We start from the raw sequence: 23,493 nt of genomic DNA, 5'->3' as shown, positions 1-23,493 counted from the left end.
CCTGTGACAGGCGGGCAAGCCTCAACCTGCCGTCTGCCGTCCCTTACCCCACCCCCGTGACCACGCTCAAGCGCGAAGTCGGCGCCTTCCAGTTCTTCGCCTTTGCCTTCGGTGCCGTGGTTGGCGTCGGTTGGGCCGTCGTGCTCGGCGACTGGCTCCGACAGGCTGGACCGATCGGTGCCGTGCTTGGTCTCGCGGCGGGCGGACTCTTCATCATCCTGATCGGGCTCTGCTACGGTGAGATTGCAGCGCTCATCCCGGGCAGCGGCGCCGAAATGGCGTATGCCTACGAGGTAATCGGCGAACGCAGCGGGTTCCTGATGGGGTGGTTCCTTGCGTTCATCTACCTGACCGTCGGCGGATTCGAGGCGATCTCCATCGGGTGGATCCTCGGGGCCCTCGCGCCCGGCGTCGAGGGACCAGTGTTGTACACGAGCCTTGGGTCCGAAGTGCGGGCCGGGACGCTCGCATTCGGCGTGTTGGGAACCGTGGCGTTGGGCTGGCTCAACGTCCGGGGGATCAAGGCATCAGGAAAGGCACAGGATGCCCTGGTCGGCGTGCTCCTGGTGATGGCCGTGGTGTTCCTGCTCTCCGGGTTTGTCCGGGGCGACGTCGCCAACCTGCAACCGTACTTCGTCCGCAGTGCCTCGGGGTCGATCTGGCCCGGAGTGCTCGCGCTCTTCATGACCGCATCTTTCTGGTTCGGCGGGTTCAACGTCGTGCCGACCATGATGGAGGAACGCGCCGACTCCACCTCGTATGCGAAGGTCGGTCGGATGATCGTCCTCGCGATCGTCATCGGCATCGTCTTCAAGACCGGTGTGGTGATCTCCGCGGCGATGACCATGCCCTGGGGGGAGTTGGTGGGGGCGAACATTCCAGCGGCGACGGCGTTCGAGAAGGCGTTCGGGTCGGTGTTCCTTGCGAAGCTTGTCCTCCTGACTGCGCTGCTCGCCCTGCTGTCGACCTGGAACGCGATGATCATCTGCTCGTCGCGGGTCCTCTACGCACTGGGTAGGGCCCACTTCATCCTCCCATTCCTCGGGCGTGTGCACCCGCAGCACGGATCGCCGGCGAATGCCATCATCGTGTCCTGCGCGGGTGCCCTCCTGGTCACGCTGCTCGGGCGCAATGCCATCCTCCCTATCGTGAACTCGGCCGCGGCCTGCCTGGCAGCCGGGTACATGGTCAGTTGCTGGGCAGTCATCTCGCTTCGGCGCTCGCGTCCGGACGCGCCGCGCCCCTTTCGCGTCCCTGGGGGCGTTCCCACCGTGGTGATCGCTCTCGCCTCCGCGGCTTTCTCGTTCGGACTCGCGCTGTATCAGCCCTGGGCGGATGCCAAAGGACGACTCCCACTCGAGTGGATCATGCTGGTCGCCTGGGCTGCCATCGGCGCGGTTGCCTGGATGGTCGCCGCGCGGGTGCGAGCGGGTTTCGATCGCGAGACGCGGCGTCGTATCATTCTGGGCGGCGCGGACACCTGACCGCCCGTCGACACTCTTTCCGAAGGACTCCATGCGTCGTGCTCTCGCTGTCCTCGCCATCGCACCAGCCATGCTCACCGCACAGTTGCGCGGGGACGCGCTGCGGGGAAAGATCGATTCCATCCTCAACGCGCCCATCCAGGCCGGGCGGGTCGTGGGTGCGTCCGTCGCGGTGGTGCGCGGCCGGGACACCCTCCTGGTCAAGGGATACGGCAAGGCGAACATTGAGCTGGATGTCGCCACGCCGGCCGCCGGCACGGCCATTTATGAGATCGGGTCGATCACGAAGCAATTCACCGGCGCCGCGGTGATGCAGCTCGTCGAGCAGGGCAAGATGAGCCTCGACGACGACGTCACGAAGTACCTGCCGACCTTCAAGACGGGCGGGCGACGCGTCACCATTCGCCGCCTGCTGGATCACACCTCGGGCATGCGCAGCTACACGGAGATTGCGGCCGCCCGGAACTTCTTTGCCCTTCCGCTGCCCCGCGATACGATGCTCCGCGTCGTCGAAAACCAACCCTGGGATTTCGAACCTGGTGAGGAGCAGATCTACAACAACTCGGCATTCTTCCTCGTGGGGCTGGTGATCGAGAAGGTGTCCGGGATGCCATATGCGGACTACGTCAAGCAGCACCTGTTCGATCGTGCCGGAATGCCGAGCGCCCACTACTGCTCCGAGACGGCCATCCGGCGCGGCAAGACCTCTGGCTATGATTTCGACGCCACCGGGCCGATCCAGAAGCGCCCGCTGAGCCACCAGTGGCCGTATGCGGCTGGCTCGTTATGCATGACCGTGCGCGACCTGGTCGCCTGGAATGAGGCGCTGCATCGCAGCACCAAGATCATGTCCGCCGCCTCCTACAAGGAGATGATCCGACCGGACACGCTGAATGACGGCTACCGGGTCGGGTACGCCAAGGGACTAGCCCTCACCCCGGTCGCTGGCCATCCGTCGCTGCATCACGGCGGCGGCATCAACGGATGGACTACCGATAACCTCTACTTTCCGCAGGAGTCGTTGAGCGTCGTGGTCTTCTACAACACCAGCGGCCCCTCGGGCCCCGGTGAGGCCGCAGAGGCGATTGCAAAGGCGGTCCTTGGCGAGAAGCTCCCGGTGGCTGTTCCCGTCTCGGGGGATCCCACGCGCTTTCGTGGCACCTTCGCCGGTCGTGGCAGGGGTGTACCCCAGCAGCTCGCGATCGAGGTCACCGACGGACGTGTTGAGGTGGTGCGCGGGGCGCAGCGTCGGCCGCTCGTCCATGTCGGCAACAGCACCTTCATGCTCGGGGCGACGAAGTTCGTGTTCTCTGAGCAGGGCGGGCGCGTGGTTTCCCTGCGCGTCGATGGTGGAAGCGCCAACAACGTACTTCGCCCACGCCCCTGACCATCCTGTGGGAATCCCCGACCGCACGTCGGGGGTTCCCTGTCAGCGGCACCGACAACTCGCGCGAGTTTGTCGGCCATGTTATTCCAGACCATCCTCGAACCGTTCCGCGTCCGGTCGGTTGAGCCGATTCGGCACACGACCCGCGAAGAGCGCGCCCTCGCGCTGGCGCGCGCCCATCATAATGTCTTCCAGCTCGACGCCCGCGACGTCCTGATCGACCTGCTCACGGACTCCGGGACCGGGGCGATGTCCGCGGCGCAGTGGGGCGCCATGATGCAGAGCGACGAGTCCTATGCCGGCGCGCGCTCGTTTCATCGCTTCCGCGACGTGGTCGCCGGCGTCACCGGACTCCAGCACGTCCTGCCGACTCACCAAGGACGCGCCGCCGAGCGCATCCTGTTCTCGACGGCTGCACGGGCGGGGGACATCGTTCCCAACAACACGCACTTCGACACGACCCGCGCCAACATCGAGGATCGAGGGGCGACGGCACTGGACCTGCCGTGTGCGGAGTCACGAGATCCCGAGGCCCTGCACCCGTTCAAGGGGAATATCGACCTGGTGGCGCTCGACCGCGTGCTCGTCGATAACGTCGGACGAGTCCCGCTCGTGATGATCACCGTCACGAACAACTCCGGCGGCGGGCAACCGGTGTCGATGGCCAACCTGCGTGAGGCGCGGGCGATCTGCCAGCGGCACGGCGTGCCACTCTTCCTGGACGCCTGTCGGTTCGCCGAAAATGCATGGTTCATCAAGCAGCGCGAGGCGGGGTATGCGGATCGCACGCCACGAGAGATCGCGCAGGAGATGTTCTCGTATTGCGACGGCGCGACGATGAGCGCCAAGAAGGACGGCCTCGCCAATATCGGCGGCTTCCTGGCCATGAACGACGACGCACTCGCCCAGCGGTGCCGCAACAACCTCATTCTCACCGAGGGGTTTGTCACGTACGGCGGCCTCGCGGGCTACGACCTCGAGGCGATTGCCACCGGGTTGACGGAAGTGCTCGATGAGGAGTACCTGCGGTATCGCGTCCGCTCGATCGCATACCTCGCGGAACGGCTCCAGGCGGCCGACGTCCCGTTGCTCCTGCCGCCTGGTGGGCACGCACTGTACCTCGATGCCCGCCGGCTGCTCCCGCATATCCCGTGGAACGAGTATCCCGCGTGCGCGCTGGGTGCCGTCCTGTACCTCGAGGGTGGCATCCGGGCCGTGGAGATCGGCAGCCTGATGTTTGGACATCATCCCGATGGGACGGAGCATCCGGCGCCGCATGAGTTGCTGCGCCTCGCGTTCCCACGCCGCGTGTACACGCAGAGCCATGTGGACTACGTGGCCGAAGTGCTGGCCTACGTGCGAACGCGTGCCGCGTCCATTCGCGGGCTCAAGATCACCGAGCAGCCCTCAGCCCTGCGTCACTTCAGCGCGAAGCTCGCGCCGGCGCACGGAGCGTTGCTGGTGGACTGAGCTCGCGGCGAACGGCGACGGCGACGCAGGCAGCCCGCTGTCCGCCGTCTGGAGCCTGCCGTCTGCCGTCTGCCGCCCGCCGTCTCGCGTCTTGCGTCTTGCGTCTCCCGTCTACTGTATGATCCCTAACGCCCGCCAGCGCCTGATGACATCCGCGAGCACGGTGGGGAAGTACCCCATTTGCGCCCGTTGGTCCGCCGTAGGTGGCTCGGAGATGCGCACGACGTTTCCGTAGAGGGCCGCGAGTCGCTGGGTCAGCTCGCTCGCCGTCAGGGCGACGTCGGCCACTTCGGTCAGCCGAGCCGCGAGCCGCCGTCGTTCGGCCTCGGGCAACGCGGCGAGTCGCTGCTGTTCACGGCGCGTGGTATCCGCCATCGCGTTCGCGGCCCGGTACATCACCGCCACGCTGTCGATGGCGCCGAACCAGGCCACGCGCTGCTCGGCGGTCAGCGACACGCGGGGATCTTCACGCACCTCGAAGCGCTGCTCAACGTGCTGGCCATGCAGGGAGAGTCGCGCCGTGTACGTCCCCGGGGCCACAAAGCGCCCCGTAAGTCCTCCACCAAATCCTTCGTCGTCGGCGCCCGCGCGTCCTGCGGCCACCGGCGGGAGCCTGAGGTTCCAGGTCACACGACGGACGCCGCTCCCCGGGCCCGCGTCGATCGGCACGCTGGCGAGTTGCGCACCGGCGGCGTCGTGGATTGTGACCCGGGCATTCTGGGAAACCGAGTCGCGCGCCCACAAGTCGATCACTGCCCCGTAGGCGGGGTTTTCACCGCGGAAGTACATGTCACCGGTGTGGGCGCGGATGCTGGCCATCCGCTTCATCACCGCCGGGTTGATCGTGAAGAGATGGGCGGCCGCCTTCTGGATGTCGGGGGTGACTTCCTGGATGGCATTGATCTGGTCAAGGACCCAGATCCCGCGGCCATGCGTCCCGAGCACGAGGTCGTTCTCTCGCGGCTGGATGGTGAGGTCGTTGATGGGGACATTCGGCATGTTGTTCTTGAGCGACCACCACTTCGTACCACCATCGGTCGTCACAAACAGGCCGAATTCTGTCCCGAGGTAGAGCACGTTGGGGTTCTTGAGGTCCTCACGAATGGCGTGCATCACCCGGAAGGCCGGCAGGTCCCCGACGAGGGAGGTCCAGGTCTGGCCGTAGTCCGTAGACTTGGCGAGGTAGTTCGTGTAGTCGTTCGCCTGGTGGCCGTCCCACGCGACATACACCGTCCCGTCGGCATACCGGGAGGGCTCGATCGCCTTGACCCAGGTGCCCTTAGGGACAAACGGTGCCTTGCCTGTCAGGTCCGTCCAGGTCTTCCCGCCGTCGCGGGACACCTTGAGGTTGCCATCGTCGGTGCCGCCATACAGCAGTCCCTTCACCCGAGGCGACTCGGCGAGGGCCGACGTGGTCGGGTAGTAGGAGACGCCATCATCGAGGGAAGGGGTATCCTCCTGCGGCGTCTGCCCCATAATCTTGAGGGTCCGGCGGTCGACCCCGGTGGTCAGGTTCCCCAGTGATTCCCAGGTGTCGCCACGGTCGGCGGACTTGAGCGCAATCGCCATCCCCCCCATGACCGTGTTCGCATCGTGCGGCGAGATCAGGAACGGGGAGTTCCATCCGGCCGGCGGGATCTTGCGGCCGACCTTGGGGTCCGGGGCGCCCCAGTTGCCGAGCTTTGGCCCTTCGCCTTCCTTCGGCGTCGGTCGCAGGTTCTTCGCCTCGAGGGTCTTGAGGTTGACCTTGGTGATGCCGAGGTATTGCGAGGAGACGTAGACCGTCTGGTTGTCGGTGGTGTCCACGACGTTGAAGAAGCCGTCGCCGCCGCCCACCCGGAACCAGTCCTCGTTCTGGATCCCTTGTGTGGCGTAGGTCTCGTTGGGGCCGCACCAGGAGCCGTTGTCCTGCAGTCCGCCGCAGACCAGGTACGGTGTTCCGGTCGACACACTGAGCCGGTAGAACTGCGAGACGGGGATGGTGCTCACGTAGAGCCACTTCACCCCCGGTCGTAGGAAATCCCGATGCCGCCATCGTCGGCCTTGATGAGGTGGCGCGAGTCCTTCGGGTTCACCCAGATCATCCGGTCGTCCCCGTGCAGGGTTTGCCGCGGTTCGCGCCAGGTCTTGCCGGAGTCGTCGCTCACCGAGTACTGCACCTGGTAGAGGCGGCTCTGGTCGCTGGGGTCGACGCGGATCTGCGACGAGTACCCGGGGCGGGGGTTCCACGTGCTCATGTGACGCCACGTCTCGCCACGATCCTCCGAGCGGAAGACGCCCCCGCGCCGCTCGCCGTAGGACACCGACGAGGTGTACCGCTGGCCTTGCTCGAGCGAGATGTACACGACCTTTGGATCCTTGCGATAGATCGAGATCCCGATGCGTCCCCAGTTGCCACTCGGGAGGCCCGTGACCAGGCGCTTCCAGCTTGAACCCCCATCCTCGGACTTGTAGAGTCCGCTGCCCGGTCCACCACCGACGAAACCAAACGGCTGGCGGCGGCGCTGGTACAAGGCGGCGTAGACGATGTTGGGGTTCGTCGGGTCAATCGCCACGTCGGCGGCCCCCGTATCCTCATCCCGCTGCAGCACCGGCGCCCACGATTGTCCGCCGTCGATCGACTTGTACAGCCCGCGCTCGCGGCTTGGGCCCCACAAGGCCCCCATCACCGCCACGAAGATCGTGTTCGAGTTGGTGGGGTCCACGGCAATGCGCGCGATATGCCGACTCTCCCGCAGCCCGGCGTGCTTCCACGTCTTGCCGGCGTCTGTCGACTTGTAGATGCCATCACCCCAAGAGGAGCTCTGGCGATTGGTCGCCTCGCCGGTGCCCACCCACACGATCTTCGGGTCCTTCTGATCCACGGCGAGGGCACCGACCGAATGGGTGCCCTCATTTTCGAAGACCGGGGCCCAAGTGATGCCATTGTCCGTCGTCTTCCAGACCCCGCCCGTCGCGCTCGCCGCGTAGAACTCGAAGGGGTTCGCCTCGTTCACCGCCACGTCCGTAAAGCGTCCGCTCATGTTCGCTGGCCCGATGTTGCGGAGGCGCAGGTGACGAAAGGGGGACAGCGATGCCGCCGGCTGCGCCGAGCGTTGGGTCGCCGCCTGGGCCGGGGTCTGGCCGCGGGCCGTCACTCCGCAAAGGGTCGTGAGGGCAGGGAGGATCAGGGTGACGAAGGGCCGCATATGCATCGAGCAGGAGGGTCTGGGAGGACTGCGGGGCGAACGCTACCCCGCGGCTCAGGGGGTCGGAAGGCAGGACTACGGCCGAGATCCAATTGTGGGCTGGACAGGCGCGGCATTGGGCGATATTTATCTCACTGCCAAGATGTTTACCTCCGTACTATCCCACAAAGACTCCGCATGCGAAAAATCCTCGTCCTCGCCGTTGCCCTCGCCGTGCAGGCACCTGCCACCCTTAGCGCCCAGGCGAGCGCGTGGGCGATTGATGCGGCGCACTCCGAGCTGACCTTCCGGATCCGGCACTATGTGACCAAGGTCCGCGGGACGTTCAGCAAGTGGTCCGGGAGCATCTCGGCTGATCCAAGGAACCTGGCGACAGGATCAGTCAATGTCTCGATTGACGCGAAGTCGATCGACACCAACAACGAGAACCGCGACAACCACCTCCGGTCCAACGACTTCTTTGCCGCTGACTCCTTTCCGACCCTGGAGTTCAAGAGCACCTCTGTCGCGGTCCGAGGCGAGGAGATCACGATCCAGGGAACGTTGACGATCCGTGGGAAGACGAAGCCGGTGACCCTCAGCGGCTCATTCGGCGGGATCACCAAGGATGCGCAGGGGAAGGACCGTATCGGGTTTGAGGCGTCAACCAAGATCAACCGGATGGACTACGGCGTCTCCTGGAACCGTGCGGTCGAGGGTGGCGGCATCATGCTGGGCGACGAGGTTGAGATCAACATTACCATCGAAGCGGTGAAGTCCTGACCTCACAGCAGCACGCCAGGTGAATAACCGGGGTCGCTTCGGAGATCACGTTAGGTGTGATCTCCGAAGCGACGGAATTGCTGTGGTTTAGGCGCGGTACGGCCAGCTCAAGAAGCGAGGACCACCCGCTCATTGGAGTCCCAGCGACCCTCGTATTCCATATACCGCGCCGCCTCGCGCGCGAGATCATCTCCGTGAAGACGCCGGATCACGTGTAGTGACATGTCGATCCCCGCGCTGACTCCGGCGGAGCAGACGACCTGACCGTTGTCCACATAGCGTGCACTTTCGTGGATCGTCGCGCGCGGTGCCACGGCGCGCAATTCATCGAAGGCCAGGAAGTGCGTGGTGGCGTGCAGGCCATCGAGCAGCCCGGCGGAGCCAAGCACCAACGACCCCGTGCACACGGAGAGGACGGCTTCGGCGCGCTTGGCAGCGGCTCGCACCCACTCCAGCACGACGGCGTTCTTCATTTCCCGGCGCGTTCCAAAGCCTCCGGGCACCAGCACCAGGTCGAGCGCGGGGCAGTTCGCAAAGGAGTGCGTCGGCATGACGAGCAGCCCGTTGCGGGCCGCGATTGGCTGGCCCCGTTCGCTTACGGTCACCACCCGAAACAGGTCCAGTTGGTGCCGGCGACCAGAGACGGAGAAGACCTCGAACGGTCCGGCGAAGTCCAGCACCTCCACCTCGTCGAAGATGAGGATCCCAACCGTCCGCGTCATCCGGGGGGAGCCGTGAGGGCGGCCTGAAGCGCTTGCGTGAAGGTGCTGTCGTTCTGTCGGATAATCCCGAGCCGGCGCCACCGAATCACGCCCGCGCGGTCGATGAGATACGACGAGGGCACGCCCAGCGCCTGAAACAGCGTCTGGACGCGCTCATCGGGGTCACGCCACACAGGGTACGTCATTCCGAAATCCCTCATGAACCCGCGAATCGTCTCATCCTCCCCCTGGGTATCTACAGAGACGCCCACGAGCTCGAGTCCACTGGCGGCATGTTGTTCGTGCAGGGACTGGAGGTAGGGGATTTCTTCGCGGCATGGGGCGCACCACGTGGCCCATACGTTCAGCAAGACCACCTTGCCCTTGAGCGCAGTGGTCGAGACCGAGTCACCCGAGAGGGTGGTCGCGGCGTAGGGCGGTGCTACGTCGCCGACGAGGGTACCGGGCTCGGGCCGGCAGGCGACGATGGCCACCGCGACAGCGGCAACCGCGCGCCTCATGGGAGCGCCTTGGCGGGCATCCTGCCCATGAGAATCCGGGCCGTGTCGCCAGGGACCGTCCATGCGGCCACGAACTCCGTTCCGCGCTGGACGAGTTTCGGGAATCCGCTGGCGCGCGCCCCCGTGGTGGTCGCCACGGTCATTGGCGTCCCCAGGGTGCCATCGCGCCGGGCTCGTCGCACCCGGACTTCGGCCGCTTCTGGTGGAACCCGCTCCAACCAGGAAATCGCCGCACTGCCGTCCGGCAGCAGCTCAACGTCCACGCGCCCGGCCGGATTGCCGCCGTCCACGACGGTGGCGGCGCCGAAGGTTGCGCCGGCATCCAGCGACCAGGCCACCTTCACATGGGCCGTATCGCGAGCGCCCGTGAACCAGGCGACCACGACGGTGTCGCCGCTCGCGGCTATCGCCGGACCGTTCACCGGACAGGCCGCAATCTGCCAACCGTCTTCGTGCACTTTCGCCGGTGGGGACCAGGTTCCGTTCACCTGCCGCACGATCGCGATGTCGCGCACCTCATCCTCAGAGCGATCCCGATAGACCACGACGGGTCCACGCGCAGTGAGCGCGCTGTTCACCTGGCAGCACTCACAATTGCGCATGTCCAGCGCAAGCTCGGCGCCTAACGAACCGTCACCCGCGATGCTGGTCGACTGGACCGTCATCGCCCCCTTGCCGTGGCCATCGCCTGCATTCATGTGGCGGCCGTCGAGCCACGCGGCATGGACGGTGTCACCGCCGCCCGGCCAGAAAGTCAGAAAGCCGTGTTCGGCCTGGCGGCCGTCGCGGTGGAGCACCTGGGGCGCGGTCCAGCTCTTCCCCTCATCGGTCGACCGAGCCACGCGAATGTCATAGGCATACGTCCCTGCGCCACTGCGCTGGAGCCAGTGGACCACGAGCCCGCCGGACGGCGCGATCGCCACCGCGGGGAAATCCGCCCAGTTCACGAACAGGTCCCTCCGCTCCACGATCGTCGCCGGCGGTGACCAGGTGGAATCGCGCAGGTGCGCATACTTCACCGCTGCGGTACTGTCACCGGTGCGTTCGATCCAGGTCATGTGGACCACCCCTTGGGGATCGACCGCGAGATACGGCTCGGCGGCGCGAGGGCCGCTTGGCGTTGCCATCGCCGTGAACCCTGCGGTGGGAGTGGGCTCTTCGCTGCCGGCGCAGCCGGCGACGAGGACCAAGGCGAAGCGGCGGAGTCGTCGGGACATAAGTGGGGCCGTGGGGAAGGGAATCTAGCGCCCGGTATCCTGCCGAAAGACCTCGCCGGCCTTCATGACAAACCGCACGCGGCGCGTTGCCCCGATGTCCCGGGTGGGGTCCCCATCCGTCGCGACGAGGTCGGCGAACAACCCGGGCTGCACGGCACCGATCCGATCCGCCATCTGAAGGACACGCGCCGTCGTGCTGGTGGCAGCCTTCATGGCCTGCAGGGGGGGCATGCCGTAGTCCACCAGTAGTTCGAGTTCTCGCGCGTTGTCGCCATGCGTGAACACCCCGACATCACTTCCGTTGCAGATCGTCACGCCGGCGGCGCGCGCAGCCGCGAAACTCGCGCGCTTTGCCTTGATGCGCGCGGGTTCGGCATCGACACCCTTCTTCCAGCCGGCATACTGCGAGGTGGCGTCACCGGCCGCGAGAGTCGGGCAAAGGGCAACACCACGAGCGGCCATCAGGGCGAAGACTTCCGGTGTGCCGCCGTCTCCGTGTTCGATGTTTGTCACCCCAGCCAGGATGGCGCGGCGCATTCCCTCCGCCGAGGAGCTATGCGCCACGACATGTCGTCCGCTGGACGCGGCGATCTCGACCGCGGCACGCAGCTCGGCCTCGGTGAACGCGGGTCGGGCGTCGTTGTTGGGCCCCCACCGATAATCCGCGTAGATCTTGATCCAGTCGGCGCCGTGCCCGATCTGGTTGCGCACCTCGGCGACGAGTTCCTCCGTGTTGCCCACTTCCACGGCGCCCTGCAACACGTCGACCTCCGTCGAGAACCCTTTGGGGCCATAGCTGCCGCGCCCGACAATGGCCTTGGTGGTGACCAGCATGCGAGGGCCCGGGATCACCTTCCGTTCAATGGCCTGCTTCACGCCCACGTCCGCCCATCCGGCGCCTTCCGTGCCGAGGTCGCGAATGGTCGTGAATCCCGCCATCAACGTATTCCGCACGTGCACGGTGGCGCGGGCCACCCGGAGCGCGGTGGACTCCTTCAGGACCTGTTCATCCCATGTTGCCTCGTTGTAGGGATGCAGGAGCACATGGGCATGGGCCTCGATCATCCCGGGAAACAGCGTCAGTCCGGGAAGTTCGATCGTCCGTGCGCCGGCTGCGGCCCGCACCTCGGCCGGTGTCCCCACGGCGGCAATGCGGTCGCCGCGCACCAGCACGACCAGTCCCTCAACAGGGGCATCTCGAAGTCCGTCCCATACGCGGGCCGGGCGAAGCAGGATCTCCGGGGCGGCCGACTGGGCGGCGGCCGTCACTCCGGTCAGGGTCAGGCACGAGGCCAGGAGAATTCGACGCATCCCGCAACGTGCGCGCGGCGTCCGGCCCGCGCAACCGCCATCAGGGAATGCCCACGTCGAAGGTGCCGACCAGGCGCAGCGTGCCCGTGCCAGGGTTGAGCGTACTGGGGGGCAGGCTGACGTCGAACGTGCCCACGACGCGGGACGCCGTCACACTCGAAACAACAAACGATCCCGTGCTTGCCGCACCAGGGCCGCCCCAGTTGGTGTTGGGGCCGAGCTGAGTCGCCAGGAGGGTCCGCTGCAGGCCACCTCCCAGCGCATACGAGCCGGGACCGGAAAAACCGGCGAGCGTGAGGACCAGGTTGTAGCTGGTGTTCGACAGGATCAGGCCGAGGGTGCCGGAGGTCGGTCGCGATCCCATCACGATCGTCGCGGCGTTCCAAGCCGTCCCGTTGATCGTTCCGGTGAACTTGCTCCCCGCATTCGGGGCGAGCGCGATGGTGCCCGCCGACGTCACGGGCAGGTCAAACGCTCCATTGGTGACTGTGCGTGTACCCGTGGCGTTCGTGACCGACGTGGCGACGAACGAAAAGGTGCCGACGATCCGCGTGGCGGAGACCGTCGTGAAGCTGATCGTCCCGGCGTTCCCGGAGAGTGCGGTACTCCAGGCACCTCCCGACGCGGTGACGGACGCGATCGCCCCCGGCACCGTGGGGCCAACGCCGATCGGGTAAGTGCCGGGTCCTCCGACATTGAAGGCGTTGATGGCCAGCCCGGTCCCCGCGGCGCTTCCACCGGCCAGACTGAAGGTACCGTTGGGCGCCCCGATTGCCGTCGCGGTTCCGGCAGGGGCGGCGAACGCGGTGCCATCGATGGTCGCCGTCAGCCCGGAGTTCCCTCCCGGGTTCGGCGGATTGGTGGGTGACTTGCCGCCGCAGGCGGCGGCGATCACGCACGCACAGGTGGCGACCAGTCGGGGACGGTGTACGCGGGACATGATACCTCCTGGGATGCTCACCCTATTGCGCAGGACCTGGTCGTTTCCCCTCACGGGCGCGGGGTGGGCACGTCACGATTTGGGGTCAACTTGCGGGACCTCGGTGACGCCCCCCGAAACCACAAAGGCCATCACATCGGAACTGGACGCCTCCAGGCGCCGGACGGACTCCCGCGGAAACACGTACATCTGGCCCGAGAAGTTGTATGAGTGGGGCATGTACACGCTGATCCATTCCGCCAATCCGAGCTGCTCCAGCGATTCCTGCGTGACGAACCCGAGGGCGTGGGCGGAGCTGTTGTCGAAGAGCTTCACGACAACCGGCTTGTCGAACCGCCGCTTCTCCCCGACGAAGGCGTTCACAAAGTCCCGGATGGACGAGTAGAGCAACCGGACGAAGGGGAGGCGCTCCATCACGTCGTCGAGCGCGGCGACGAGGCTTCGAGTGATGAACCCCGAGGCCAGGAACCCGAACAGCGTGACGAGCGCGACGGTGACCACGAAACCGGCGCCGGGGACCGGGAGGCCCAGCCACCCGTCGACGGTGCGCAGGACGAGCACCACCACATACAACGTGATGGCGACCGGGGTGAGGAACACCAACCCGCGGAAGAAGTAGCCGACGAGTCGTCGACCCGCGCTGCGCGTCCGGGACACGGGACGTCCGGCGGGCCGTTGGCCGGGATCAGGCATGGATCCCTGGCACGCTTTCGACGGGGAGGCCCGCAGCGACCCACGCGGTGTAGCCACCGGCCAGGTTCGCGACGTTGGTGAAACCGCGGGCTTCGAGGAGGCTCGCAGCAATGGACGACCGCCCGCCGCCCTGGCACTGGAGCACGACCGGACGTGCGGCATCCAGCTCCCCAAGCCGCGCTTCCAGTCGGCCGAGCGGGATGTGCGTGGCCCCGGCGAGGTGTCCGACCTCGTATTCATCCACCGCGCGAACGTCCACGACCTGCGCGCCGGTACTGGCATGCAGGGCGGATGCGTCCACCTGCGGAATGGTCGCGGTCGCCGCCGCGAGGGCGTCCTGACCAAACCATCCAGAGCAGTCGTCGAGCCCGATCATCGCCAGTTCGGCGACGGCGGACTGTGCGCTGGCGTCCCCGCCGTCGGTGAGGAGGTGGAACGGCTGGTCGTACGGCACCAACCACCCCGCCCAGGTGACGAACGACGTGTTGAACGGGATGTTGATGGTGCCGCGAACGTGCCGTTCGGCGTACGCGGCCGCGGGCCGGATGTCGATGACGCGATGTCCGCTGGCCAAGGCCGCATGCAACGCCGACGCGGGACGTGGCAGGGGGAGCGGCCGCGCGCCGAGGATGCGCGGCCCTTCCTTGTTGAGCCGCTTCATCATGGCGAAGTAGCGTGGCGGGTCCGGCTGTCCGTGCAGCACCGCCTCGATGAACGCTGCGCGATCCGAGTGGCGCAGCGCCCAGTTGGCCACCTTTTCATACCCGAGTGTGGTGGATGGGACGGCGCCTAACGCCTTTCCGCACGCCGATCCCGACCCGTGTCCGGGCCAGACTTGCAGGAAGTCCGGATACGTTGCCGTAAACGCCTGGATGGAGTCGAAGAGCTGCGCCGCTCCCGCGCGCATGGTGCCGGCGACGTTGGCCGCGCGCTCCAGCAGGTCGGGGCGGCCGACGTCACCGACGAAGAGGAAGTCGCCGGAGAAGACCCCCACCGGGTGCGCACTCGCTGGCGTATCCGTGCACACGAACACGATGTGCTCCGGCGTGTGCCCGGGGGTGTGCACCACGTCCAGGCGCAGGTTCCCCACGCGGATTTCGTCCCCGTGGCGAAGCAGGCGGGCGCCGTCCGCGGCGGCAAAGGCGTACTGCCAGTCGGCGGTTCCCATGGCGCTCAGGAGCAACCGGGCCCCTGCCGCATGGGCCAACTCGCGGCTCCCCGACAGGTAATCGGCGTGGATGTGCGTCTCCGTGACCTGGGTGATCCGCATTCCCTCGGCGGCGGCGGCGGCCAGGTATGGGGCGGGATCGCGGTTCGGGTCGATGACGATCGCCTCGCCGGTCCTCTGGCACCCCAGCAGGTAACTCGCCTGCGCGAGCCCCTCGTGGTAAAATCGCTTGAGTAGCACTTCGCCCCCTCCCGCAACGCGGGCGTGGTGTGATGCGTTCCGTTCGCGTGCGGCCGTAAAGTTGGTCGATCCGCGTCGGCGCAACCAGCGGTCTGCCCGTTCCCTTCCTGTGAGGAGAAGTTGCCCATGCGCGCGACGTTTGTCCGTTGGACCATCTGCCTGCTGACCCCGCTGGGGGTCGCCGCGCAGGGGAAACGTGCCCTCACCCAGGACACATACGACAGCTGGAAGCAGATCCAGGGCGCGGCGCTGTCCGCGGATGGCAAGTGGGCCGTGTACACGCTCACTCCGGTCGTCGGCGACGGCGAAGTCGTCGTCCGCGCCACGCAGGGGACGACCGAATATCGTGCGCCGCGCGGTTGGACCGGCCGGCCAGTGAATACGGTGAGGGTCGACTCCCCGTTTGTCGCGGTGCCGGCCCAGGTCACGGTGGATTCTCGCTACGCGGTGTTTCTCGCCTATGCCCCGATGGCGGAGTTCGACGCCGCGCGACGCGCGCGACGTCCGGCCGCACAACAGCCGCGAGCGTCGCTCTCAGTGATGGATCTCGCGAGTGGCCAGGTTACGCAGGTGCCTCGCGTGCGCTCATTCCGCCTCGCGCGCGAGTCGGGCCAGTACCTGGTGTACCTGCTCGAACCCGACGCCCCGCGGGACTCATCGGCGGTGCGTGCGGTCGCGGATTCCATCAGTCGGCGTCGTCGCGACTATGGATCAACCCTGGTGATACGCAACATGCGCGACGGCACGGAGGACCGGATCGGCGACGTGACGTCGTACACGGTGGACGACAGCGCGCGGTACGTGGCGTACACGGTCGCGTCGCGCACCCCGCAGTCCGATGGTGCCTACCTTCGCACGCTCGCGACAAAGCAGACGGCAACGCTGATGGCCGGGGAAGGGGACTACAAGTCGCTCGTGATGGATCGCGCGGCGACGCAGGTGGCGTTTGTGTCGAATCGCGAAGAGTTCAAGGCGGCGAAGCCGCGCTTCGCCCTGTACCACGCCGGCGTGCGGACGCCGACGGCGACCCTCGTGGCCGCGCCCGGATCGGTGGATGGTCTCAGTCCGAGCGATCGCGGACGAACGGAGTTCACACGCGACGGATCGGCGATTGTGTTCGCAATCGGGCATCCGCCGGCCGACACGATTCCCACCGACTCCCTGTCCGACAAGGCAATCTTCGACCTGTGGCACTGGGAAGACGACCGCCTGCAGCCAGCGCAGAAGCTCACGGTGGCGCGGGATCGCGACCGGACCTGGGTGGCCGTCCACGCGTTGCGCACCCGCAAGACGATGCGCGTGACCACCGACGACCTGCCGCAAGCCACGGTGAGCGACGATGCCCGGGTGGCCCTCCTCTCGACCAATACGCCGTACGCGGTGGAGGCGATGTGGGGGGAAGGCGGCAATGACGTCTACCTCACCGACCTCGTGACGGGAAAGCAGTCGCCGGTCGCGAAGCGCCTGGAGTTCAATGCTCAGCTCTCGCCGGGCGCGAAGTACGTGACCTGGTTTGCCGAAGGGCAGTGGCATGCCTACACGGTGGCAACAGGTCAGGTGAAGTCGCTCACCGCGGCGCTGAAGGGGGTGCGGTTCGACCAGGAAACCCACGACTCGCCGAGTACCGCTCCCGCCTGGGGACTCGGCGGCTGGACGCGGGATGACCGGTCACTCCTGGTCTACGACCGATGGGATATTTGGGAGCTCGATCCGGCGGGCGTCCGGGCGCCCCGCATGGTGACGGATTCCGCGGGCGTCCGTGCCACGACGACCTTCCGCGTCGTCGACACCGATCCGGATGACCGGTTCATCGATCCGGCGCAACCGCTGCTGCTGCGCGCGTTCAACGATGAGACCAAGGGATCGGGGTTCTACCGCGAATCCCTCGCGGCCAACACGGCACCGGAACGGCTGGTCTTTGGCGACCGCAACTACGGGAATCCATCCCGGGCACGAAAGGCGGAGCAGTACCTGCTGACGCAGCAGACCGTCGCGGAATTCCCCAACCTGTGGACCGGAACCACGCTGGCCGGGACCACGCGCATCACGGACGCCAATCCGCAGCAGCGGGACTATGCCTGGCCCACCGTTGAGTTAGTGCGGTGGACGAGTGGCGATGGGGAGACCCTCAAGGGGCTGCTCTACAAGCCTGAGGACTTCGACGCCAACAAGAAATATCCGATGGTGGTGTACTACTACGAGATGCTCTCCGACGGCCTCCACAACTACAACGCGCCCACCGGGCGCAATGTCGTCAACCCGTCGGTGTACACGTCGCTCGGGTACCTCGTCTTCTTCCCCGACATCACCTACGAAATCGGGTGGCCCGGCCCCAGTGCCGTAAAGTCGATCGTCCCGGGGGTGCAATCACTGATCGCGCGGGGGTTCGTGAACCCGAAGGCGATCGGGATCGCCGGACAGAGCTGGGGCGGCTACCAGAGTGCGTACTTGATCACACAGACCAACATGTTCGCGGCCGCCGTGCCCAATGCCCCTGTGGCAAACATGACCAGTGCCTATGGCGGCATTCGCTGGGAATCGGGGATGGCCCGCGCCTTCCAGTATGAGAAGACCCAGAGCCGGATCGGCGGGTCGTTGTGGGAGGCGCCGGTGCGCTACATCGAAAACTCGCCGCTCTTCCATCTGGATCGTGTAACCACCCCGGTGCTGTTCATGCACAATGACGCCGATGGTGCGGTGCCGTGGTACCAGGGGATCGAGTTGTTCGTGGGACTGCGTCGCCTGAAGAAGGAGGTGTATATGCTCAACTACAATGGCGACGGCCACAATCCGCGCAAGCGTGCCAACCAGAAGGACATCGACATGCGCATGCAGCAGTTCTTTGCCAACAAGCTCAAGGGCGAGCCGGCGCCGGAGTGGATGGTGCGGGGGATTCCGGCGGTGGAGAAGGGTCGGGACCAACTGAACCGCAAGATTATTCCGTAGCCGCGTCGCACGCCGACGTCGAGGCGGGCCCGGGCGCATGTCTGGGCCCGCGTACCGTTTGTGTGCGGGTAGTCGCCAAGGCGCCGGCGCCACTCGTTAGGTTTGGGCCATACATGGTGCCCACCGGACCGGCCTCCATGGCGAGCTTGCCTCCAAGGTCTTCCCCGTGGCACTCCGTGCACTTGGCGGTCGCGGTGGACAGGTAACGCCCGCGCGCGAGCGTCGTCGAGTCGGTGGGGAAGGTGAGTCCAGGAAATACGCCTATCCCTTGCGCGCGGATTCGCGGCGGTAAAGGTCAGAGGACCTGTGACCGACGGGACGGTACCATCAGCAGCCCCGCCGCCCTACCTTATTGCGCGCCATGACCAGCACTCGACCCACTGCGACGCCACCGGCGGCCGCCCCAGAAGCTCCGGCTCCCACCTGGACCGTGGAGGACGCCCGCGCCCTCTACAACATCGAGGGATGGGGCGCCGGCTTCTTCGATATCAACCCGCAGGGACGCGTCGTCGTCCGACCGGACGCCAATCACACGGGACGCGCCGTCGACTTGTACGAGCTGGCGGTCGACCTCGAGGCGCAGGGGATCCAGCTCCCGGTCCTCTTCCGTTTCTCGGACATCCTCCAGAAACGGATCGAGACGCTGAGCGAGGGATTCGCCGCCGCCATGAAGGAGTGGGAGTACGGCGGCGGGTACACCACGGTCTACCCCATCAAGGTCAACCAGCAGCGCCACGTGGTGGAGGAAATCGTCGAGTTCGGCCAGAAACATGGCGTCGGGCTCGAGTGTGGCTCCAAGCCGGAGCTCCAGGCGGTCCTCGGCCTGGCGGAGAGCACCGAGCACATCATTGTGTGTAACGGCTACAAGGACGAGGAGTTCATGCGCCTCGCCCTCATGGGGCAAAAGCTCGGGCACAATGTGTTCATTGTTGTCGAGCAGCTTTCCGAGCTCGAGGTGCTCCTGGCGGCGGCGGAGGACCTCGGGGTTCGTCCCAACGCTGGTGTGCGCATCAAGCTCGCCTCCGAGGGCGCTGGGCGTTGGGCGCAGAGCGGCGGCGAAAAGAGCAAGTTCGGGCTCAATACGGCCGAGCTCATGAAGCTCATCGATCGGCTGCGCGAGCTCGGCCAGGCCGACATCCTCAAGCTGGTGCACTTCCACCTCGGCTCGCAGATCACCGACATCCGGTATATCAAGACCGGGCTGCAGGAGATCTCCCGTTTCTACATCGAGCTGCACAAGATGGGGATCGGGATCACGCATGTGGACGTGGGCGGTGGGCTGGGGGTCGACTACGACGGGACCAACTCCACCAACCAGGCCAGCGTCAACTACACCCTGCAGGAATACGCCAGCGACGTCATTTACACGTTCGCTGAGCTGTGTCGGGAGAACGAACTCCCGATGCCGCACATCATCAGCGAGTCCGGCCGGGCCCTCACCGCGCACCACGCCCTCTTGCTGCTCCGCGTCACCGACGTGGAGACCCAGGGGCACTTCACGGAGCCGTCGCTGACTGAGGACGACCATATCCTGCTGCACGAGATGGTGGAGGACTACCGCACGCTGGCAAAGAAAAAGCTGCCCAAGCGCAAGGTCATCGAGATCTACCACGACGCCTCGTTCGACAAGGAAAAGGCGCAACAGTTGTTCAATAGCGGGGTGTTGTCCCTCCGCGACCGAGCGATTGCCGAGACGACGTATATGGCGACCATGGCGCGCATCGCCCAGGTCGTCCTGGAGAACGGCAAGGGGTTCGAGGAGATCATTCCCCAGGTCGAGGCCAGCCGGGTCGACCGCTACTTCTGCAATTTCTCGCTCTTCCAGTCGCTGCCGGACAGCTGGGCCATCGACCAGCTGTTCCCGATCATGCCCATTCATCGCCTGGATGAGCGCCCGGATCGCCGGGGGACGATCCAGGACATGTCCTGCGACTCCGACGGCAAGATCGATCGCTTCGTCGGGGGCAAGGAAGGGAAGCCCAGCCTGGAGCTGCACCATTTCCGCGATGGGGAGGACTACATCCTGGGCATCTTCCTCACGGGGGCCTACCAGGAGATCCTGGGGGACCTGCACAACCTCTTTGGCGACACCAACGCGGTGCACGTGCGTCTTACGGACACCGGGTACGAACTCACCCACCTCGTGCGCGGCGACACGGTGACCGAGGTGCTCGACTACGTCGAGTTCACGGCGTCCGACCTGCTCACCACCTTCCGTCGCAAGGTGGGGAACGCCCGGGACCTCACCCGGCAGGAAGCGAACACCTTCATCGCCGAGTACGTCGCCGGGCTCGAGGGATACACCTACCTCGAGGGCGAGGCCGCCCGCTAGCGGGCCGCGGTCGCCCCGACGCCCGTCGGGGTGGCTTCGCGCTTGACAGGACGCCCCAACTCACTGTAGCCTGCTCCCCGGAACATTTCCGGGGAAGGTATGGCGGACGATCTCGAGCTGATGCAGGGCACGCTGGACGTGCTCGTGCTCCGGGCCCTCCTGTGGGGCGAACGACACGGGTACGCGGTCGCCCGGTGGATCCGCGAAAGCAGCCGGGACGCGCTGACCATCGAGGATCGGGCGCTGTACGTCGCGTTGCATCGGCTCGAGGCGCGCGGCGCCGTGTCGAGCAGCTGGGGGGTCTCCGAGAACAACCGACGCGCGCGGTACTACGCGCTCACCGCAACCGGGCGTCGCCTCCTGCGCACGGAGACCGATCGCTGGAGCCGATACGTGGCGGCGGTAGGCGCGGTGCTCATCGCCAATGCCGACGGGGGGGCCGCGTGAGGCGGCCCCGCTGGCTGGTGCTCCCCCGGCACTGGGGGCGCGTCTCCCGGGAAATCGACGAGGAGATCGCCTTTCACCTGGCCCAGCGTGCCGGCGACCTCCAGCGGCAGGGGTATCCCCTCGCGGAGGCCCAGCGGATCGCGGCCGAGGAGTTCGGGGATGTCGACGCGGCCCGTGACGAGTTGCGACACTTCGATCGCGTCACCGTGGGCCGCGAACGGTCGGCGATCGCCTGGCAGTCCCTCGCCGACGATGTCCGCGGCGCCCTGCGCTCCCTGATCCGGCACCGCACCTTCACCGCGGTGGTCATCGCCATCCTGGCCGTGGGGATCGCCGCGAGCGCGAGCATGTTCTCCCTCGTTGACCGCCTGATGTTCCGGCCGGCACCCAACATCCGCGATGCGGGCCGCCTGGGACACGTGTATCACACCTTCGAGGTGCCGTCCCGCGGGACGGTGGTCCAGCAGACCCGGAGCTACCAGGACTTCCGGTCGCTCCAGGGAGCGCGCGACGTGTTCCAGGACGCCGGCGCATGGTTCACCACCCGAGTCACCCTGGGCCGCGACGAGAGCCTGCGCGAGGCGTCGGCGATGGTCACCGATGACGCCTTCTACCGGGTGGTTGGGGTCGCTCCGTTCATGGGGCGCACCTTTGCCCCCGCCGAGGTGCAAGAAGGTGGGGCCGACGTCGTGATCGTCAGTCATGGGTTCTGGACGCAGGAACTGGGGGGACGGTCGGACGTGCTCGGCGCGTCCGTCGACATCCTCGGGCGGCGGTTCACCGTGATAGGCGTCATGCCGCGCGGCTTTCGCGGCCTTGGGCTCGCGGCGATCGAGCTCTTTCTCCCCCTGCACTCGCGTGCTCCGTTCGGGGCGCGCGGCGATCGGCGCTGGGTCACGGATGCCTCGTGGCAGTGGCTGAATGTCGTGGTCCGTGTGCGCGACGGTGTCTCGCCTACCGCCGCCGCCGAGCGAGCGACGACCCTCTATCGCGACCTGCATGCGGTGGCGCCGCTCGATCGCGCATCGGTGGTGCATCTCGGTTCGGTGCTCCCGGGACGTGGCCCGGGGACGCGAGGGGGCGTGGCGGTCGCCTTCCTTCCGCTCGCGGTGAGTGCCCTCCTCCTGGCGATGGCGACGGCGAACGTCGCGACCCTGTTGTTGAATCGGGCGGCCGCCCGTCGGCGCGAGACGAGTGTACGCCTCGCGCTCGGGGTCTCCCGGGCGCGGCTGGTGCGGGCGCACCTCCTCGAAGGGTGGGCACTTGGCCTTGGCGGGGCCGTGGTCGGGCTGGTGTTGGCCGCTGCGCTCGTGCGGACGCTCCACGTCCTGATCCTTCCCGAGGCGGACCTGGACGTTGCGCGCCTGGACATCCGAGCCGTCCTTGTGTCGTTAGTCGCGGCGACGGGGGCGGGGCTGCTTGCGGGCCTGGCGCCGGTCTCGGTGTTGTGGCGGCGGGACCTCGGTGGCGGCTTTGCGACGGCCGGGCGTGCGGGAACCTCCGCCGGCGCCCTTCGGAGCGGCCTGGTGGCGCTCCAGGCCGCAGTCTCCGTCGCCCTGCTCGTCGGCGCCACCATGCTCGGGCGCAGCCTGTTCAACGCCACCCGGGTGGAACTGGGCTTCGACCCCCGTGGACTCTACGCCCTGTTCCCGGATCTCTCGCGTGTGCCGGTGGCCGAGCGCGCCGCCGTGCAGGAGGCCCTGGCGAGGCAGCTTCGGACCACCCCATTGGTCCAGTCGGTGGCCGCGAGCAGCACCGTGCCGTTCTGGATGAACCGCCAGGTCCGCGTGCGTGGCGAGTCCGACACGCTCCCGCGCTTTCTCGACGGGCAACCGTCGCTCACCGAGGCGGATCCGGAGTACTTCGCCACGCTCGGGGTCCGGGTGGTGCGCGGTCGTGCGCTCCTCGACGAGGACACGCGCGGGGCGGCGCGCGTGGCGGTGGTGAACGAGGTGATGGCGCAGGCGCTGGCGCCGGGCGGCGAGCCGATCGGCCGGTGCCTGTACTACGGGGATGACGTGGAGTCCGGGTGTGTGCGGATCGTTGGGGTGATGGCCAACACCCGGCGGTACTCGATCGGGGACGACGAGCGCAGTGCGCAGTTTGTCATCCCGCACGCCCAGGGGGACCACGCCGGAGGATCGGCCATCCTGGTGCGCGTCCAGGGGGCGTCGGCCGACCTCGAGGCCCACCTCGCCGTCGCGCGGCGTCAGGACAGCCGCATCGGGCTGATCCGCGTGCAGTCTGTCGCGGGGCAGGTCGACGCCCAGGTCCGGCCGTTTCGCGTGGGGGCCCAGCTGCTCTCGGCGTTCGGGATCGCGGCCCTGGTGCTCGCGGGGTTCGGCCTGTACACCGTGGCGGCGTACGATGCGACCCATCGCGCGCACGAAATCGGGGTCAAGCTCGCCCTGGGCGCGACGCCGGGGGGGCTGCAACGCGACATGATGCGGCGCAGCCTGGGCACGGTGGGGTTGGGGGCCGGCGTGGGGCTCATCGCGGCTTGGGCCGCGAGCGGCGCGTTGTCGCCCCTGCTGTTCAAGGTGGGGCCGCACGATCCGGCGCCGTACCTGTTGGCCGGGCTGCTCTCCCTGACGGCAGGAGGGATGGCCGGATGGCGTCCCTCGCGGCGTGCGAGTCGCATGGACCCGCTCAGTGTGCTCCGTGCCGAGTGATGTCGGGCGAGGGG

At 67.0% G+C, this 23,493-nt stretch carries 17 protein-coding genes; 8 read left to right on the top strand and 9 right to left on the bottom strand.

All coding sequences use genetic code 11. The annotated features are described in order from the left end of the window. Nucleotides 1–56: 56 nt before the first annotated feature. The 3 genes from IPK85_19745 to IPK85_19735 all read left to right on the top strand — a co-directional run bounded on the left by IPK85_19745 (nucleotide 57) and on the right by IPK85_19735 (nucleotide 4,341). A complete protein-coding gene (locus IPK85_19745) occupies nucleotides 57–1,484 on the top strand; it encodes an APC family permease (protein ID MBK8249607.1) in 1,428 nt (475 codons plus the stop codon). A gap of 31 nt (nucleotides 1,485–1,515) precedes the next feature. Next, on the top strand, nucleotides 1,516–2,871 hold the full coding sequence (locus IPK85_19740) for a beta-lactamase family protein (protein MBK8249606.1): 1,356 nt from the start codon (nucleotides 1,516–1,518) through the stop codon (nucleotides 2,869–2,871). 78 nt (nucleotides 2,872–2,949) lie between these two features. Further along, a complete protein-coding gene (locus IPK85_19735) occupies nucleotides 2,950–4,341 on the top strand; it encodes a tryptophanase (protein ID MBK8249605.1) in 1,392 nt (463 codons plus the stop codon). Nucleotides 4,342–4,452: 111 nt separating this feature from the next. Here the strand turns inward: IPK85_19735 and IPK85_19730 are convergent, their stop codons facing one another. Next, nucleotides 4,453–6,345 carry a hypothetical protein gene (locus tag IPK85_19730; protein ID MBK8249604.1) on the bottom strand — a complete coding sequence of 631 codons (1,893 nt, stop codon included), beginning with the start codon at nucleotides 6,343–6,345 and terminating at the stop codon, nucleotides 4,453–4,455. Continuing rightward, the gene (locus IPK85_19725; protein MBK8249603.1) at nucleotides 6,342–7,529 is read right to left on the bottom strand and encodes a hypothetical protein; all 1,188 of its coding nucleotides are present in this window, start codon (nucleotides 7,527–7,529) and stop codon (nucleotides 6,342–6,344) included. Before IPK85_19725 ends, IPK85_19730 begins: the two co-directional genes overlap by 4 nt. Before the next feature lie 177 nt (nucleotides 7,530–7,706). On the opposite strand from IPK85_19725, the gene IPK85_19720 reads away from it, so the two are divergent. Then, the gene (locus IPK85_19720) at nucleotides 7,707–8,291 is read left to right on the top strand and encodes a YceI family protein (protein MBK8249602.1); all 585 of its coding nucleotides are present in this window, start codon (nucleotides 7,707–7,709) and stop codon (nucleotides 8,289–8,291) included. Nucleotides 8,292–8,398: 107 nt separating this feature from the next. On the opposite strand, the gene IPK85_19715 is transcribed toward IPK85_19720, so the two are convergent. The 7 genes from IPK85_19715 to IPK85_19685 form a co-directional block, all read right to left on the bottom strand. Then, nucleotides 8,399–9,013: a DJ-1/PfpI family protein gene (locus IPK85_19715; GenBank protein MBK8249601.1), complete on the bottom strand. Its 615-nt coding sequence runs from the start codon at nucleotides 9,011–9,013 to the stop codon at nucleotides 8,399–8,401. Further along, a complete protein-coding gene (locus IPK85_19710) occupies nucleotides 9,010–9,513 on the bottom strand; it encodes a TlpA family protein disulfide reductase (GenBank protein MBK8249600.1) in 504 nt (167 codons plus the stop codon). The genes IPK85_19715 and IPK85_19710 overlap by 4 nt, the downstream gene beginning before the upstream one ends. Then, nucleotides 9,510–10,730, bottom strand: a complete 1,221-nt coding sequence (locus IPK85_19705) for an exo-alpha-sialidase (GenBank protein ID MBK8249599.1) — start codon at nucleotides 10,728–10,730, stop codon at nucleotides 9,510–9,512. Before IPK85_19705 ends, IPK85_19710 begins: the two co-directional genes overlap by 4 nt. A 24-nt stretch (nucleotides 10,731–10,754) precedes the next feature. Further along, nucleotides 10,755–12,041 carry an amidohydrolase family protein gene (locus tag IPK85_19700; protein ID MBK8249598.1) on the bottom strand — a complete coding sequence of 429 codons (1,287 nt, stop codon included), beginning with the start codon at nucleotides 12,039–12,041 and terminating at the stop codon, nucleotides 10,755–10,757. Between the two features lie 40 nt (nucleotides 12,042–12,081). Beyond that, nucleotides 12,082–12,981 (bottom strand): hypothetical protein, encoded by a 900-nt coding sequence (locus IPK85_19695; protein MBK8249597.1) that lies wholly within the window; start codon nucleotides 12,979–12,981, stop codon nucleotides 12,082–12,084. A 72-nt stretch (nucleotides 12,982–13,053) separates the two neighbouring features. Further along, nucleotides 13,054–13,674: a DUF502 domain-containing protein gene (locus IPK85_19690; GenBank protein MBK8249596.1), complete on the bottom strand. Its 621-nt coding sequence runs from the start codon at nucleotides 13,672–13,674 to the stop codon at nucleotides 13,054–13,056. Next, complete coding sequence (locus IPK85_19685; GenBank protein ID MBK8249595.1) at nucleotides 13,667–15,082, bottom strand: MBL fold metallo-hydrolase; 1,416 nt, start codon at nucleotides 15,080–15,082, stop codon at nucleotides 13,667–13,669. Before IPK85_19685 ends, IPK85_19690 begins: the two co-directional genes overlap by 8 nt. A gap of 126 nt (nucleotides 15,083–15,208) precedes the next feature. On the opposite strand from IPK85_19685, the gene IPK85_19680 reads away from it, so the two are divergent. The 4 genes from IPK85_19680 (at nucleotide 15,209) to IPK85_19665 (ending at nucleotide 23,479) form a co-directional block, all read left to right on the top strand. After that, nucleotides 15,209–18,028 (top strand): S9 family peptidase, encoded by a 2,820-nt coding sequence (locus IPK85_19680; protein ID MBK8249594.1) that lies wholly within the window; start codon nucleotides 15,209–15,211, stop codon nucleotides 18,026–18,028. Between the two features lie 361 nt (nucleotides 18,029–18,389). Beyond that, nucleotides 18,390–20,360, top strand: coding sequence for a biosynthetic arginine decarboxylase (speA, locus tag IPK85_19675; GenBank protein ID MBK8249593.1), 1,971 nt, complete (start codon nucleotides 18,390–18,392; stop codon nucleotides 20,358–20,360). Nucleotides 20,361–20,459: 99 nt separating this feature from the next. After that, on the top strand, nucleotides 20,460–20,807 hold the full coding sequence (locus tag IPK85_19670) for a PadR family transcriptional regulator (protein MBK8249592.1): 348 nt from the start codon (nucleotides 20,460–20,462) through the stop codon (nucleotides 20,805–20,807). Then, entirely contained in the window at nucleotides 20,804–23,479 is a 2,676-nt protein-coding gene (locus IPK85_19665) for an ABC transporter permease (GenBank protein MBK8249591.1), read from the top strand. The genes IPK85_19670 and IPK85_19665 overlap by 4 nt, the downstream gene beginning before the upstream one ends. Nucleotides 23,480–23,493 lie beyond the last annotated feature (14 nt).

This window comes from Gemmatimonadota bacterium, assembly GCA_016712265.1.
In the GTDB taxonomy this organism is placed as follows: domain Bacteria; phylum Gemmatimonadota; class Gemmatimonadetes; order Gemmatimonadales; family Gemmatimonadaceae; genus RBC101.
This window is presented reverse-complemented; position numbering and strand designations above follow the sequence as displayed.